Below are 14,953 nucleotides of genomic sequence, written 5' to 3' on the forward strand. Positions count from 1 at the left end.
AAAGCCCAATCTTTTCAGGTTGGGCTTTTTCATGCCTGAGGAAATGTCAGGGTTGCTTTTCGCTCTCGCAATTGACCATCCACGATACGCCAAAGCGATCCACCAGCATGCCGAAGCGCACCGCCCAGAAGGTCGCTTCTAACGGCATGTCGATGCGCCCATCCCTGGCCAAGGCGTTAAACACCCGTTCGGCTTCAGCAATGCTGTCGACATTCAGAGAAATCGAGCAGCCGCTCATGCCTTGAGTCGGGCGATCGGGCGTGGTGTCCGAGGCCATGATCATCTGATCGCCTACTTTCAAGCAGGTATGGATGACCAGATGATGATGCTCTTTGGGCACATGCTCGGCGGCGGGTGTCTCGCCGAACGTCATCATCGCCTCAAGCTTTCCTTGCAAGGCTTGCTCGTAAAAGGTGAAGGCCTCGCGGCAGTCACCGTTGAAGATCAGGTACGGGTCGATTCTCATGTCTCTGCTCCCGGCAGTCAGGCGCGGAGCGTGGCGGGGGTTCGCCGGGTTCCGCGTAGGGCGGTTAAAACATAGCAGAGCGTTGGACGTCGGGACGGGCAGAGTCTTCCAGATGTTTTTCTTATGAGAAATGCTGGGCTTAGCACTGCACTGAGCTGCTTAATCGACGATGACGCGATCGTTGCCCAGGCAAATTGACAATTGATGGCCTTGTTTATCGAATGCGCAACTCGGCAGCGGCTTTTGCAGGGCGTTGATTATCGGAAACCCGACAAACAACAGGGCGATCAGCAGTGCCACGACGAACTGGCCGATGAGGAGAGGGCGGGACGGTAGAGTGTTGGTCTTGAAGCGCGGGCGCAGGAACAGCCCCAAGGCCAGAAAGGCGGCACCGGTCAACATGGCTCGGCCGATTTCGTCTGGACTGACGCTATAGATCAACTGATCCGCATTGTCTGGATAGTTGAGGTAGCAAAAGGTGCCAATGCCCAAGGTAGAAACGCCTGCGCCGACGCAGGCAAAAATCGATCCCGGCGCGCGCAAGATCAAGGTCAACAACAACCCCGTCACGGCCATGAGCCAGCCACCGTTGAGCACTAGCCCGTTCATGCCGCCCATCAAGGTGCCGCCGACGTCGGTCGGTTTCAATAGCTTCCAGTCAGTGAAAACGATGTGCGCCAGCAGTGACAGCGCGGCAAGCCAGCAGATCAGGTAGTAAATCCATAGAGCTTTGGGGCGGGTTAACACACGCAGTCCTTTTCGTGGTGTCGGGGAGGGCGCCAGTATGCCGAGGAACCTTTGCGGTGTGAAATTCAGTGGTGGCGCTGGAGTACCATGAGCCACTGTCATCATCTGCAGAGCTTATTACCGCATGCCTGATCTATCGCGTATTACCTCTTTGTTCGATCAGGCGCAACGAGCCATGCGACTGGTCTGGGAAACGTCGCGTGGCTTGTTTCTGGGGTTGGTGCTGGCAACGCTGGTGGCCGGCTTGCTGCCAGCACTGGCGGCATGGCTGGGCCAGCGGATTGTCGATGCCGTGGTGGCGGCGATGCAGTTACACGCACAACAGGGCAGTGCGCCGCTGTGGCCGGTGTTGCGTTATGTGTTGCTGGAAGCTGGGGTGTTGGCGCTGTTGTCCGGCACGCAACGGGCACTGTCGGTGCAGCAGTCGCTGCTGCGGGTGCAACTGGGGCAGAAGGTCAACACGCTGATTTTGCAGAAAGCGCAGACCCTGTCACTGGTGCAGTTCGAGAACTCCGAGTTCTACGACAAACTCGTGCGTGTGCGTCGCGAGGCGTCGACCCGGCCACTGGCGCTGGTGATGAAGTCGTTGGGACTGATTCAGAACCTGATCATGCTGATCAGCTTTGGTGTGCTGCTGGTGCACTTCTCCCCTTGGGCGCTGGTGCTGCTGGTGGTCGGCGCGTTGCCGGTGTTCTTTGCCGAGGCGCATTTTTCCGGTGACGCCTTTCGACTGTTCACCCGCCGCGCGCCGGAGAGTCGGCAGCAGAGCTATATCGAAACCTTGCTGTCTCACGAAACCTATATCAAAGAGGTCAAACTGTTCGGCTTTGCTCCGCTGTTGCTGCAACGCTACCGTGACACGTTCGCCAGGCTGTATGCCGAAGACCGGCGCCTGACGTTGCGGCGCGACGGCTGGGGTTTTGGCCTCGGTCTGCTCGGTACTGCTGCATTTTACGTGGCCTATGCCTGGGTGGTGATCGATGCCGTGCACGGCCAGATCAGTCTCGGCCAGATGACCATGTATCTGGTGCTGTTCAAGCAAGGCCAAAGCGCTGTCAGCAGCAGTCTGAGTGCGATCAGCGGCCTGTACGAAGACGGCCTCTACCTGACGAGTCTTTATGAATACCTGGCCGAACCGGTTCAGGTCGATACCGGCCACCTGACGGTCGGTGCCTGCCCGGGCGATGGTTTGCGTTTCGAAAACGTCGGTTTCCGTTACCCCGGTGCCAGTCGGCCGGCCCTGGAAAACATTGACCTGCAACTGGTGCCAGGCAAGAGCGTTGCGCTGGTAGGGGAAAACGGTTCAGGCAAGACCACGCTGATCAAGTTACTGACCCGGCTCTACCGCCCTGATCAAGGGCGCATCCTGCTCGACGGCAGCGATTTGCAGGATTGGCAGGAAACCGCGTTACGTCGACGGATTGGCGTGATTTTTCAGGATTACATCCGCTACCAGTTCAGCGTCGGAGAGAATATTGGCGTCGGCGATACCTTGGCGTTCAACGACTCGCAACGCTGGAAAGAGGCGGCTGCCCAAGGGATGGCGGCACCCTTCATCGAAGGGCTCGACAAGGGTTATGCCACGCAGTTGGGACGCTGGTTTGCCGGTGGCCAGGAATTGTCTGGCGGGCAGTGGCAGAAGATTGCCTTGTCCCGCGCGTACATGCGCCGTGAGGCCGACATTCTGATCCTCGATGAGCCAACGTCCGCCCTTGATCCAGCGGCCGAAGCGGCGGTGTTTGAGCATTTCAGCCAGCACAGCGAAGGGCGCATGACGTTGCTGATCTCCCATCGTTTTTCCAGCGTGCGCAATGCTGACCACATCATCGTGCTGCAACAAGGTCGAATTCTGGAGCAGGGCGGCCACGAGCAACTGATTGCTGCTGCCGGGCATTACGCGCAACTGTTCGATTTGCAGGCTCGCGGCTACCGTTAAGTGTCCCGCCCGTTGCGCCCGGTCGCAGGCCCGGCCATCCGGGGGGCCGGTTTGCTCTGCATCAGGCTGTCGATCGCCTTGCGGTAATTCTGCCCGCCCAGTGCCATGCTGTTGTTGTGCGTCGCGCCGGGCACCAACAGTAAACGCTTGGGTTGTTGCGCGGCGTTGAACAGTTGTTCGCTGAAGCGCGGTGGCACGAAAGCGTCGGCCAGACCGTGCACCACCAGCAGTGGCATATGAATGTCGGCAATCTTGTCGATCGAATCGAATTTCTGCGAGAGCAGCCAGCGCACCGGCAGTGAAGTGTTGGCCACGGACGCGGCGACATCCGCCAGCGTGGTGAAGGTGGACTCGATCACCAGCCCGCGCACTGGCAGCGCGGAATGATCGCGGGCGGCTGTCTGCCCGAGTTCCGCCGCCAGATCGATCGCCACGGCGCCGCCCAGGGAGTGCCCATAGATCAAACGTTTGGCCGGATCCGGTTGCAGCAGTTTGAAGCGCTCCCACGCCACGCGCGCGTCTTCGTAGACACTGCTTTCGGATGGCAGATCACCGTGACTCTTGCCGAAGCCGCGATAGTCGATGGCCAGCACCGAATAACCCGCCGCGCGCAATTGTTCGATGCGGAACAGTTGGCCGGTGAGGTTCCAGCGCACGCCATGCAGATAGAGAATGGCTGGCGCATTGGCCTTTTCCGCCGGCCACCACCAGGCATGAATGTTCTGCCCGGCCTTGAAGCTTTTCGGTTGCAGGTCGAGTTCCTGCACGCTACCGGGCAAGCCGTGATACCAGCCGGCGGTGCCCGGTTCGATGCGAAACAGCAGTTTGCGTTCGGTGTGTTCGAGTACGGCACAACTGGTCGGCACGCCGATAATCAGCGCGGCCATGCAGGCGAACGCCAAACGGCGGCGGCGCAGACGCGTCATGAAGGACAGGAACATTAAACGTTTCACCCGAGCGCAGACAAAGAAGGCTTTTTACCAGATGCCTCGGTCTGCGCGTGAGTTTTTCGACCACCGTCCCGATGCAACGATTACCAAATGCTGCAAAGACTCACACGACTTGCAGAACGATCTTGCCGATATGGTCGCCGGCCTCCATGTGCGCGTGGGCCTGAGCGGCGTCGGCGAGTGGGTAGACCTTGTCGATCATCGGCAGGCAGCGCCCGGCAGACAGTGCCGGCCAGACGTGCTCGCGCAGTTGATCGGCAATCGCGGCTTTTTCGGCAGCGGTGCGGGCGCGCAGGAGGGATCCGGTGATGACCGCGCGTTTGGCCATCATTGCCAGCAGATCAAAATCGTTGGCCCGCGCGCCGCCGAGGAAACCGAGCATGACCAAACGGCCATCCATCGCCAGAGCGCTGACGTTATCGTTGAGGTACGAACCGCCCATGATATCGAGAATCACATTGACGCCCTGGCCTGCGGTTTTCTCGGTGATGACCTTTGCGAACTCTTCATCCCGATAGTTGATCGGCAGGCCGCCAAGCTTGCTGATCGCCGCGCATTTCTCTGCGCTGCCGGCGGTGGCGAACGCGTCTATACCGAACTCTCGGCACAGCATCAACGCGGTAGTGCCGATGCCGCTGGTGCCACCGTGAATCAGCGCGCGTTGACCACGGCTGGCGCCGCCGAGGCCGAACAGGTTGGCCCATACGGTAAAGAAGGTTTCCGGGATCGCGGCGGCGTGCACCCAGTCCAGGCCGTCGGGAATCGGCAGGGTCTGGCCGGCCGGGACAGCGCAGTATTCGGCATAACCGCCGCCATTGGTCAGCGCGCAGACTTTGTCGCCCACGGCGAACTGACTGACACCCGCTCCGAGTGCGACGACTTCGCCGGCCACCTCCAGACCGGGGATCGGGTTCATGCCGGGTTTCATCGGGTATTTGCCGGCCCGTTGCAAGGCGTCCGGCCGGTTGATTCCGGCGGCGTGGACGCGGATCAGCACCTCGCCATCTGCGGCGACCGGCAGCGGCACGCGTCGCGGTTGCAAGACCTCGGGGCCGCCGGGTTCGGTAATTTCGATTCGGGTCATTTCATTGGGCAGGGACATATCGGTTCCTTTTAAGTCAGTTTCTGTAGGTGGGAGCCTGCCGAGCAGGCAATGATTCCCTTCAATTTGCACAGCAGCGCTGCTCAATAGGGGCGGGCAGCCATTTCATGGCTTGCTCCAGCAGCAGCGCCACGACGATCGCGCCTGCGGCAATAACGAATAACAACGCGTGATGACCGCCGCTGGCATTGAATAGCGCCGAGTAGGCAAAACCGGCCAGCGCCTGAAACGTAGCGAACGACACCGTGGCGCGGCTCCAGGCGATTTGCTGGCGATGATGTTCCGGCACCAGTTCATGCACCCGCGCCAGCGCCAGCGGCACAATGCCGGGCGGAAATGAACCGAGAATCACCGCCAGCAATGCCAGTGCCAGAAACGAGTGAGTCAGCGCCAGCAATCCAAGGGCAACCGCCTGCACCACCAGCACCAGACGAATGCCGGAGCGTGCGCCAAGCTGATCGGCGAGAAAGCCATAACTCACCGGGCCGACAATCGCGCCCAGGCCATACATCACCCAGATCAGCGCGCCGATATGCGCCCCGGCGCCGAGTCCACGCGCCACGTAATCCACCAGAAACACCATGGCCGGCACCAGGCCTGCGGCCATAAAGGCGTATTGGGCGAACAGCAAGTACACACCGCGCGGTGTCGGTTCTGCGGACACCTTTTCTTGTGTCACGACCGGGTGCAGGACATCAGACGGCCAGCCAAACCAGCTCAGCGCGGTCAGCAACAGGGCCAATGCGCCCAGGCCCAGCCAAGTCGCCTGCAAACCCAGGCTCAACAGCGGCGGCACAAGCGTCCCCGAGCCGGCAATGCCGAGACCGATGCCGAGAAAAATCGCGCCACTGGCCAGCCCTTTACGCGCCGCCGGAACATGCGGCAATACCGTCGCGGCGACCAACACCATGATCGCGCCACCGGCAATCCCGGACAGCAGCCGCCAGCCGAAGAACCAGCTCACCGACAAAGGGAATGCGCAGGCAAAAAATGCGGCGGTGACGATCAGCATCATCAGCCGCAAGGCATTTTTATTGCCGAGCTGGCGCGCGGTCGGCCGGCCCAGCAAGGCGCCGATCAGATAACCCACCAGATTGGCCGCGCCGAGGTAGACCACATCATTGGCGCTGAACCACTGCGCTTCAATCAGCGCAGGAATCAACGGCGTGTAAGCGAAACGCGCCAGCCCGATGCTGACCAGGCTGGCGCAGAGGCCGGCAAAGATCGGCAGCCAGATACCGGTGGAGGTTGAAGTGCGCATGATAGCGATCTCGCGGAAGGTTTATGGCGTTCAGCATATCGGCTATCGTTGCTGCGTTAATGCAGCGAATTGGCGGCACAGTGATGCGAATTTGCATCGTGGGGAGGCAGTATGAATTGGGATGACGCACGGGTATTTCTCGCCGTTTGCCGCGAGTCGACGCTGCGGGGGGCCGCACGGATTCTGGGGGTAGATCAGGCGACCGTAGGGCGACGGATCACCGCGCTGGAAAAGTCCCTGGGCGCGACGTTGTTTTTGCGCACCTCCGACGGCTACGCGTTGACCGCCGTCGGCGAAGCGGCGCTCAAAAGTGTGGAGAAGATGGAGCATTCCGCTCTTGAACTGGAGCGGAAGATTCAGGGCCTGGACGATCGCCTGACCGGCACGGTGCGCGTCAGTACCACGGACTCCCTGGCCATCGATTTCCTGATTCCGGCGATCGCCCGCTTGCACGAGCAGCACCCGGACGTGCGGGTGCAACTGGATGCGTCCACGCAAATCCTCAGCCTGGCCAAGCGCGAGGCGGATATCGCCGTGCGTAACACCCGGCCGGACAATCCGGATCTGATCGCTCGGCGAATTGCCCGATGGCCGGTGGGGCTGTTTGCCTCCCAAGCCTATATAGACGCCCATGGCGTGCCGCAGCCGGACACGGCGTTCGAAGGGCATGATCTGGTGGTCTATCAACCGTATCTGCAAAGCAAAAAGGACCTGACGCTGGTGTCGGAGCCGTTGAGTCGCGGTCGGATCGTCGCCAGCCTCAGTTCCAGTTTGCTCATCCGTCGTTCGATTGCAGCAGGATTGGGTGTAGGAGAAATCCCGGTGTACATGGGCGAGCGCGATGGCTTGATCAGGCTCTGGTCGGAGCGCACTACGCCGCTCCCGTATGAGGTATGGCTGGTAACCCATGCGGACCTGCGCCATACCGCGCGGGTGAGGGCGGTGATTGAGCAGATTGTCGACGTGTTCGCGTCGGAGAATGAGTAGGCGGGAGCGGTTTTGGCACGGCTACAACCTCTGACGAAACGGCCTACACCAGAGGCAGAATCTCCCGGCTTGTGAGCCTGTTGGATGGGGCCTATTGTTACGGCATGTCGGTGAGGGGCGCAGGGCTCGCACTGATATTGATACCAGGGAAGGTATGGGTAAACCCAGGAAGGTGCCGAATTGAGAACCACGGAATTCAGTCAAAACCCAATCAGTGATCTATCGAGTAAAAATCGGAATGCTAAAGCCATGAACGCTATAAGTCGTGAAGAGTTCAATGCCAGGATCGAAACCATCGAGACCAGGATGGACGCTCGGGTCGAGGGTGTGTCGGCGAGAATCGATGCTTACCTGCTGACTCAGGCTGAGCGAGACAAGGCTCAAATGGAGAGGGACAAACGGTACGATTTGATGTGGGACGGCGTACAAAAAATCGCCGAAGACTCAAAAGAAGCCATCAAACAAGCCTCGACAGTGAAGGCACATTACTGGGCGACGACAGCCGTCCATTTCCTCGGAATGATCACCGTCGTTGTGGGGGCGCACTTTGCCAATCAGGCAGCGGTGTTAACCACCTTGCAGACGACACTCGCTGCGATCCAGGTAGGTAAGGATATAGGCGCTCCAAGACCTGCTTCGCAACAAGCACCCGATTCATCACAATAGAAAACGGCCTTCAAAGAAGGCCGTTTTTGTGGGCGTTGAAACGCAGCGTTATGGCATCTCTGGCAGTTCCTGCGGCCGCAAGTCGAACACCAGTACCTCGGCATCGACACCGTTGCTCAAGGTCAGCAACTGTTCCTCGCGAACCCGCACGCCGTCACCTTCCTGCAATGGCTGGCCGTTGAGCTCAACACTGCCACGTGCGACATGCACATAGGCATAGCGGTTGGCCGCCAGTTCCAGCGTGGCGCTTTCCTTGCCGTCGAACAACCCGGCGAAGACCCGTGCATCCTGACGCACCTTGAGCGAGCCGTGCTTGCCGTCCGGCGAAATGATCAACTGCAGGCGACCGCGTTTTTTCTCGGCGCTGAAATGCTCCTGTTGATAGCGCGGTTTGGCACCGCTGACGTCCGGCACGATCCAGATCTGCAGGAAGTGCACCGGTTTGCTCGCCGAATGGTTGAACTCACTGTGTGCCACGCCACTGCCAGCGCTCATCAATTGCACGTCACCCGGGCGGATAACCGAGCCGGTACCCAGCGTGTCCTTGTGTTCCAGCGCACCTTCCAGCACGTAGGAAAAGATCTCCATGTCGCGATGCGGGTGCTGGCCGAAACCTTTACCGGCGGCAACGCGGTCATCGTTGATCACCAGCAGGTCGGAAAAACCCTGTTCGCGAGGGTCGCGATAGCTGGCAAAGGAAAAGGTGTGAAAGGACTTCAACCAGCCATGATTGGCGAGGCCACGATCGGAGGCTTTGCGAAGGGTCAGCATGATGAAATCTCCTTGCGGGACGTGAATTCGTCCGAGTGAGGAGAAGGTTACTGTTTACTGATCGACGCAATAAGTAGATGAAAATTGAAAGACTGTCCCTTTCAGGTTGACAGTTTTGCGATAGCCGTCACACAAAACTTTTGCGCTCAAACGGCTACAGTTGGCCATAATGTCTGGTCTGTATCATGTCTCTCTGATCTAAGTGATGTCTGCCCATGAAAACCGTGGCAATGGTGCTGTTCCCCGACTTTCTTCTGCTCGACATGGCCGGGCCATTGGAGGTTTTTTCGGTTGCCAACCGCTACCTGAAAGCCGAAGCGCATTATCAATTGATCACGCTTGGCACTGAACGTGGCCCACTTCGGGCATCCAATGGCGTGTTGGTGCATGCCGACGCGACCATCGATGACAACACCGAACATTATGATCTGCTGTTGGTGCCGGGCGGCCCGGGTGCCTACAACCAACAATTTCCGGCGCTGTTCGCCTGGCTCAAGGGCGCGGTCCAGCGCGTCGAGTATTACGGTTCTATCTGCACCGGTGCCTTTGTGCTCGGGCATGCCGGGTTGCTGGATGGCTACCGGGTGACCACCCACTGGAACTACACCGAACGTCTGATCAAGGGGTTCCCGAAAGCCCAAGTCACCACGGATCAGATCTATGTCGAGGATCGCAACCTGATCACCTCGGGCGGTGTCACGGCCGGGATCGATATGGCGCTGGCCGTCATCGCTCGCGATCACGGCAAGAAACTCGCCCAGGATGTCGCCAAAGTCCTCCTGGTGGTGATGAAACGGCAGGGCGGGCAGGCGCAGTTCAGTCCGCTGATGGCTGCCGTGGCACCGCAGGAAACACCGATCACCCGCGCGCAAAGCTACGTGCTGGAACATCTCGACGAAGCCTTCACGGTCGAGCGCATGGCGGCCATTGCCAACATGAGTGCGCGGCACTTCGCGCGGGTGTTCGCCCGCGACATCAACATGACGCCGATGGAATTTCTGCAAAGTGCGCGCATCGACTGCGCACGAAATCTGCTGGAAACCAGCGATCTGCCGCTTAAAACCGTGGCTTACAAAAGTGGTTTCGGCAGTGTGCGGCACATGCGTTCACTGTTTGCTGAAAAGCTCGGTCTGACCCCCGTGCAATACCGTGAACAGTTCAGTTAGAGCGCTTGTGTCCGTCTGGCGCACCCGGATGTCCGTGCTGCGCCTCGTCTAGCGGTTGTCGCGTCATCTGAGGCTGCCAAGATAGTTGGCATGGAGAGCCTCATTGATTTGAACACGGCGTCGGTGCTGCATTTCGGCCCTTACGCGTTCCACCTGCGCCAGCGGCTGATACTCGATGGAGATCGGCCCTTGCGCATGGGCGGGCGCGCGCTGGACATCTTGCAAGTGCTGGTCGAGCGTGCCGGTCGAGTGGTCAGGAAGGAGCAACTGATCGCCTTGGTATGGCCGACGTCGGTGGTCGAGGAGATCAACCTGCGCGTGCACATCGCTGCGCTCAGGCGAGCCTTGGGTGACGGTGAGAACGGTCAGCGCTACATCGTCAACGTGCCGCAATGCGGTTACAGCTTTATCGCCGCGGTCCGCTGCGACAGCGTCGCACAAGTGGTCTTCGATGGGCTGCAAACGCCTCAGCATAATTTGCCTGCGCGACTGACTCCGGTCACCGGACGCGACTCATTGGTTGGCGGGCTCGTGCGGCAAATGCCGCTGTGTCGGCTGATGACCGTGACGGGAGCGCCAGGCGTCGGTAAGTCAACGGTAGCGCTGCGCGTGGCGGAGCTGCTTTTGCAGTACTACAGAGACGGCGTGTGGCAGGTCGATCTGAGCTTGATCGACGACGACACACCGCTGCTAGATCATGTGCTGCGCACCCTGGAGTGCGATTTGACCGGGCTCTCGACTCGCCATGCCTTGTTGCTGCTGGATAACGGTGACCATCACCGCGACGCTTGCAGGACTGCGGTTGAAACGTTGCTTGAAGCGGCGCCTCGACTGTCGATTCTCGCCACCTGCCGTGAAGCCTTGCACGTCAGTCTGGAAACCCTTCAAAACGTGCCACCGCTGGCGATTCCAAAGCGCTCGGCAGTCGATTGCAGCACTGAGGCCATGGGCCATTCTTCGGTGCAGTTGTTCGTCAGCCGTGCGCGGGCGCGACAGCATGATTTCCGCTTGCGTGAACAGGACGTCAAAGTCGTGATCGAGATCTGTCGGCAACTCGACGGTTTGCCCTTGGCGATTGAGCTGGCGGCGGCGCAGATCGATGCGCTGGCGCTGGTCGGCTTGCAGGCGCAAATGGCCAACGGCCTGCAAGTGCTCAGCCAAGGCCGGCGCACCGCGGTGTCGCGGCACCAATCCATGCAGGCGGCACTCGACTGGAGCTATCAATGCTTGAGCGAGCAGGAACAACGCGTCCTGCAGCGTTTATCGGTGTTCAAACTGGCGTTTACGCTGGAGGCGGCGCTGGCGGTGATCAGTTGTCCGCAACTGGCTCCGCAGCGGCTTGCCGCGATCATCGAGGGCCTGGCGCAGAAGTCATTGTTGACGGTGGAGCGGGGCGGCGGTACAGGCCGATACCGTTTGCTCAACACCACCCGCTGCTATGCCCGCGAGCAACTTGAGCGCAGCGGTGAAGGGATTGAGCTTGAGCGCCGGCATGCACGTTACATCAAGCGGATTCGCCGAGCCTCAGACGTGCACGTGCTCGCGTAATTCGCCGATCAGCAAGCGCACCTTGCGCAAGTCCGGGGTCGCGTAGCCCTCGGTGAAGCGTTGATAGATCGGACTGAGCAAATCCAGCGCCTCGCGATAGCGCGACTGGCGCTGCCAGAGTTGCGCCAGTGACGTGGCACTGCGCAGTTCCCAGGCAAGCGCGCCTTGGGTGCGGGCGATGGCCAGGGATTGTTGCAGGAGTGCTTCGGCTTCCTGAATGGCCCCTTCGCGAGCAGGCTCGCTTCCACATGGGGTCTGAGTCCACCCAAAATCCCTGTGGGAGCGAGCCTGTTCGCGAAGAGGCCCGCCCAGACAAACCCTCTCTTCATTCAATAACGCATCCGCCCGAGCCCGCAGGATCTCCGCCGTGCTCCACCCGGCATCACCACTCAGCGCCCGCACCAGTAGCGCGTCATCCATAAATCGGCCATCCAGCGTCACCATGATTTCCCCAATCAGCCCGCCGCTGCCTGTCGACACTGGCGCACTGGCTTGTGGTTCGATCACCTGCGCATAGTGCCGCGCCCACGTGTTGAACAGCAGCACCGAATGCTTCTGCGATTGCTCCAGCAACAGTTGCAACAGCGCTCGGGCGTTCTGCTGATCGCCGTTGTAATGAGCGATCAGGCAACTGGCCAGCGCCAGGGTGTAGCAAATCGAGGTGCCATGGTCGATCTGCACGGCGATCTCCAGCGCTTGCTGCGCCGTGCGCCACGCTTGCTCCGGCAGACCCTGCATCCACAACACCCGCGCCAGCACCGTCAACGACGCGACACTCTGGTCGTATTGCACGCCAAAACCGTGAGTGAAGCGGTTGACATGGCCGCTCTGCGCCATGCACTGAAGCACCTGCTCGGCATGAATGCGCGCCTGCAACTGGTCGCCGGCATAGTGCAGGGCCAGGACCCGCAAGCGGTGGGTGCTCAGCGACAACAACGGGTCACCGTGCAGACCGAGGCGGTCGAAGTGCTCACCCTGGGCCAGCGCCATGCGGTAATGCCCGCAGCTGAGGTTGACCGCCATGTGCCCGGACACCGCGCGCAGTTGCCCGGCGACGTCATCGTTTTCGTGCGCCAACCGACGGGCATCGGCGAACGCTTCGATGGTCTCTGCAGTACCGCCCCACGTGTGATAACAGGCACTGCCGAGGGCCAGTTTCAGCGCAACTTTCAGGCGTGGGCAAGGTTCACCGAGTTCATCAAGCAGGCTCAGCGCCCGGCGTACATAGCCGCCGTACTCCTTGAGCAGCGACAACTCTTGCCACAAGGGCGCCGACGCTGCCGCCAGTCGAATCCCCAAACCACCGGGGCCGACACCGTTCAGGCTCCAGTCCAGCGCTGCGCGCAGATCTTCCAGCCCTCGGGCATAACGTTCGATCCACAACGCCGTCGGCGTGGTTTCCCAATCGCTTTGCGCCTGCTGCATCAACGCCAGACAACGTTCGGCATGGCGTTCACGGGTTTCCTCGCATTCGGCGGCGTGATCGAGTTTTTCCAGGGCATAACGGCGGGTCGTGTCGAGCAAGCGGTAGAACACTTCCTCATCGCCGACCTCGACGCTGAGCAGGGATTTGGCCACCAGTTGGGTGATCGATACAAACACCGCCGCGGGGTCGATCTGTTGACCGACGATAACGGCCGCCGCTGACTCCAGGGTAAAACCACCGCGAAATACGCCCAGACGGCGCAGACAGGTTTGCTCGCAACGGTCGAGTAAATTGAAACTCCAGTCCAGCGTCGCGCGCAGGGTGAGGTGGCGCTCCAGACTGCTTTGATTGCCCGCTGCCAACGGTGGCAAGCGGCCCTGCAACTGGCGCAGCAAGCCGTCCAGGCCCAGTTCGGCGACCTGCGCTGCGGCCAGCTCCAGCGCCAGTGGAATGCCGTCCAGTCGGTGGCAGATCTCAACCGCTTGCGGCAATTGGGCGTCGCCCAGTTCGAAGCTTTCCTGCGCGGCTGTGGCCCGTTCGATGAACAATTGCAGCGCCGAAAAATCCAGCGCTTGCTTACGGTTCACGGTGGCCGTAATCGGTGGGTATTCGAGGGAATCCAGACGCTGCACAAATTCGCCTTCCGCCCGCAGGCTCTCGCGGCTGGTGGCGAGAATATGCACCCTCGGTGCGCCGCGCAGAATGCTTTCGCTGAGTGCCGCGACGGCATCGATCAGGTGTTCGCAGTTATCGAGCAGCAACAGCATCTGCCGATTTTGCAAGCCATTGACCAGTGCCACCAACGGATCGCCTTCGAGCAGGGCCAGATCGAGCAGCGCAGCCAAGTGTGAGCAAATCAGCCGGGGATCGTTGAGCGGTGCCAGATCGACCAGTCGGATGCCGTCGCGGTACTGGCCGATCAACTGCTCGGCAACGCGCAAGGCCACCGTGGTTTTGCCGATCCCACCGGGGCCGACCAGGGTGATGCAGCGTTGGCGTGGCAACTGTGTCATCAAACTGTCGACCAGCGGTTGGCGACCGATCATCCGCGTGCGCCGTAACGGCAAGTTGTGCCGACCACCAGCATCGCCCACAGGACGCTCCTCCATGGATTGCGGTAAAACCGGGGCGACGAAACTGTAACCGCGTTGCGCCACGGTGATGATGTAACGCTGGCCGGCCTGACCGTCACCTAGGGCTTTGCGCAGTGCCGCCATGTGCACACGCAAGTTGATGTCTTCGACCACGCTGTCCGGCCAGACGCCGGCCATCAATTGCTGCTTGCTCACCACTTCGCCGGCATGCGCCAGCAGAATCAGGAGGATGTCCATTGCCCGTCGGCCCAGACGTAACGGCTGCTCGCCTTCGAGCACGCGCCGTTGTCCCGGATGAATCCGATAGGGGCCAAAACCGAGGGCCTGATTCGGGCAAAGACTCAACAGCTCACTCCTGCGGTGCGGCGGCGGACAAAGCGGAGTAGGGCCGGGCGCGTGCGCAGGCCGTCTAATCCGGGGTGTCCCGGCATAATCCTCAGGTTTGAGCGTCAGTGCAACGGGGGCCGCGATCAAAACACGGCGGGCTGCGAACGGTGAGTCTTGGGTTCACGCATGATCTGGCAGCGCCAGGCAAACGGATTGATGCCTTCGCTGCGGGTGAACATATGGCAAAAATGCGCCTGATCACAGAAACCGCATTCCAGGCTGATCTGCGTCAGGCTCAGGTCGGTGTGCTGGATCAACAGCTTGGCCCGCGCAAGGCGCTGGGTACGAATCCAGTCCTGCGGCGACAGCCCTGTGCTGCATTTGAAGGCCCTGGAAAAATGGCTGCGCGACAACGAACAGGCGCGGGCCAGTTCGGTGACCTCGAGGCTTTCGCCCAGACGTTCGAGGATCAGTTGTTTGACCTGTCGTTCGCGCTGCGGACTGAG

13 protein-coding genes are annotated in these 14,953 nt (G+C 60.5%); 5 read left to right on the top strand and 8 right to left on the bottom strand.

Features of this window, described 5'->3' with window-relative positions; genetic code table 11:
- Nucleotides 1-46 precede the first annotated feature (46 nt).
- Both ACWR1S_RS27145 and ACWR1S_RS27150 read right to left on the bottom strand, forming a co-directional pair.
- Nucleotides 47-466 carry a VOC family protein gene (locus ACWR1S_RS27145; protein ID WP_454565653.1) on the bottom strand — a complete coding sequence of 140 codons (420 nt, stop codon included), beginning with the start codon at nucleotides 464-466 and terminating at the stop codon, nucleotides 47-49.
- Between the two features lie 159 nt (nucleotides 467-625).
- Nucleotides 626-1,213 carry a hypothetical protein gene (locus ACWR1S_RS27150; protein ID WP_454565654.1) on the bottom strand — a complete coding sequence of 196 codons (588 nt, stop codon included), beginning with the start codon at nucleotides 1,211-1,213 and terminating at the stop codon, nucleotides 626-628.
- A 124-nt stretch (nucleotides 1,214-1,337) separates the two neighbouring features.
- Here ACWR1S_RS27150 and ACWR1S_RS27155 point away from each other — a divergent pair, with 124 nt between their 5' ends.
- Complete coding sequence (locus ACWR1S_RS27155) at nucleotides 1,338-3,149, top strand: ABC transporter ATP-binding protein (protein ID WP_454565655.1); 1,812 nt, start codon at nucleotides 1,338-1,340, stop codon at nucleotides 3,147-3,149.
- On the opposite strand, the gene ACWR1S_RS27160 is transcribed toward ACWR1S_RS27155, so the two are convergent.
- The 3 genes from ACWR1S_RS27160 to ACWR1S_RS27170 form a co-directional block, all read right to left on the bottom strand.
- A complete protein-coding gene (locus tag ACWR1S_RS27160) occupies nucleotides 3,146-4,090 on the bottom strand; it encodes an alpha/beta hydrolase (RefSeq protein WP_454565656.1) in 945 nt (314 codons plus the stop codon). The genes ACWR1S_RS27155 and ACWR1S_RS27160 overlap by 4 nt on opposite strands.
- 112 nt (nucleotides 4,091-4,202) lie before the next feature.
- On the bottom strand, nucleotides 4,203-5,201 hold the full coding sequence (locus ACWR1S_RS27165; RefSeq protein ID WP_454565657.1) for an NAD(P)H-quinone oxidoreductase: 999 nt from the start codon (nucleotides 5,199-5,201) through the stop codon (nucleotides 4,203-4,205).
- Between the two features lie 61 nt (nucleotides 5,202-5,262).
- Nucleotides 5,263-6,462, bottom strand: a complete 1,200-nt coding sequence (locus ACWR1S_RS27170; RefSeq protein ID WP_454565658.1) for a YbfB/YjiJ family MFS transporter — start codon at nucleotides 6,460-6,462, stop codon at nucleotides 5,263-5,265.
- Nucleotides 6,463-6,573: 111 nt separating this feature from the next.
- Between ACWR1S_RS27170 and ACWR1S_RS27175 the strand changes: the two genes are divergently transcribed.
- Nucleotides 6,574-7,449 carry a LysR family transcriptional regulator gene (locus tag ACWR1S_RS27175; RefSeq protein ID WP_454565659.1) on the top strand — a complete coding sequence of 292 codons (876 nt, stop codon included), beginning with the start codon at nucleotides 6,574-6,576 and terminating at the stop codon, nucleotides 7,447-7,449.
- 180 nt (nucleotides 7,450-7,629) lie between these two features.
- Entirely contained in the window at nucleotides 7,630-8,115 is a 486-nt protein-coding gene (locus tag ACWR1S_RS27180; RefSeq protein WP_454565660.1) for a hypothetical protein, read from the top strand.
- A 48-nt stretch (nucleotides 8,116-8,163) separates the two neighbouring features.
- Here ACWR1S_RS27180 and ACWR1S_RS27185 read toward each other — a convergent pair whose 3' ends face one another.
- Entirely contained in the window at nucleotides 8,164-8,886 is a 723-nt protein-coding gene (locus ACWR1S_RS27185) for a pirin family protein (protein ID WP_137217189.1), read from the bottom strand.
- A 215-nt stretch (nucleotides 8,887-9,101) separates the two neighbouring features.
- Between ACWR1S_RS27185 and ACWR1S_RS27190 the strand changes: the two genes are divergently transcribed.
- Together ACWR1S_RS27190 and ACWR1S_RS27195 are read left to right on the top strand one after the other, a co-directional pair.
- Nucleotides 9,102-10,052 carry a GlxA family transcriptional regulator gene (locus tag ACWR1S_RS27190; protein ID WP_454565661.1) on the top strand — a complete coding sequence of 317 codons (951 nt, stop codon included), beginning with the start codon at nucleotides 9,102-9,104 and terminating at the stop codon, nucleotides 10,050-10,052.
- Between the two features lie 90 nt (nucleotides 10,053-10,142).
- On the top strand, nucleotides 10,143-11,600 hold the full coding sequence (locus tag ACWR1S_RS27195) for an ATP-binding protein (RefSeq protein ID WP_454565662.1): 1,458 nt from the start codon (nucleotides 10,143-10,145) through the stop codon (nucleotides 11,598-11,600).
- On the opposite strand, the gene ACWR1S_RS27200 is transcribed toward ACWR1S_RS27195, so the two are convergent.
- Both ACWR1S_RS27200 and ACWR1S_RS27205 read right to left on the bottom strand, forming a co-directional pair.
- On the bottom strand, nucleotides 11,577-14,465 hold the full coding sequence (locus tag ACWR1S_RS27200) for an ATP-binding protein (protein ID WP_454565663.1): 2,889 nt from the start codon (nucleotides 14,463-14,465) through the stop codon (nucleotides 11,577-11,579). The genes ACWR1S_RS27195 and ACWR1S_RS27200 overlap by 24 nt on opposite strands.
- Nucleotides 14,466-14,590: 125 nt before the next feature.
- Nucleotides 14,591-14,953: helix-turn-helix domain-containing protein (locus tag ACWR1S_RS27205; protein ID WP_454565664.1), on the bottom strand; the 363-nt coding region annotated here is incomplete at its 5' end.

It is taken from the genome of Pseudomonas sp. AIG (genome assembly GCF_977020205.1).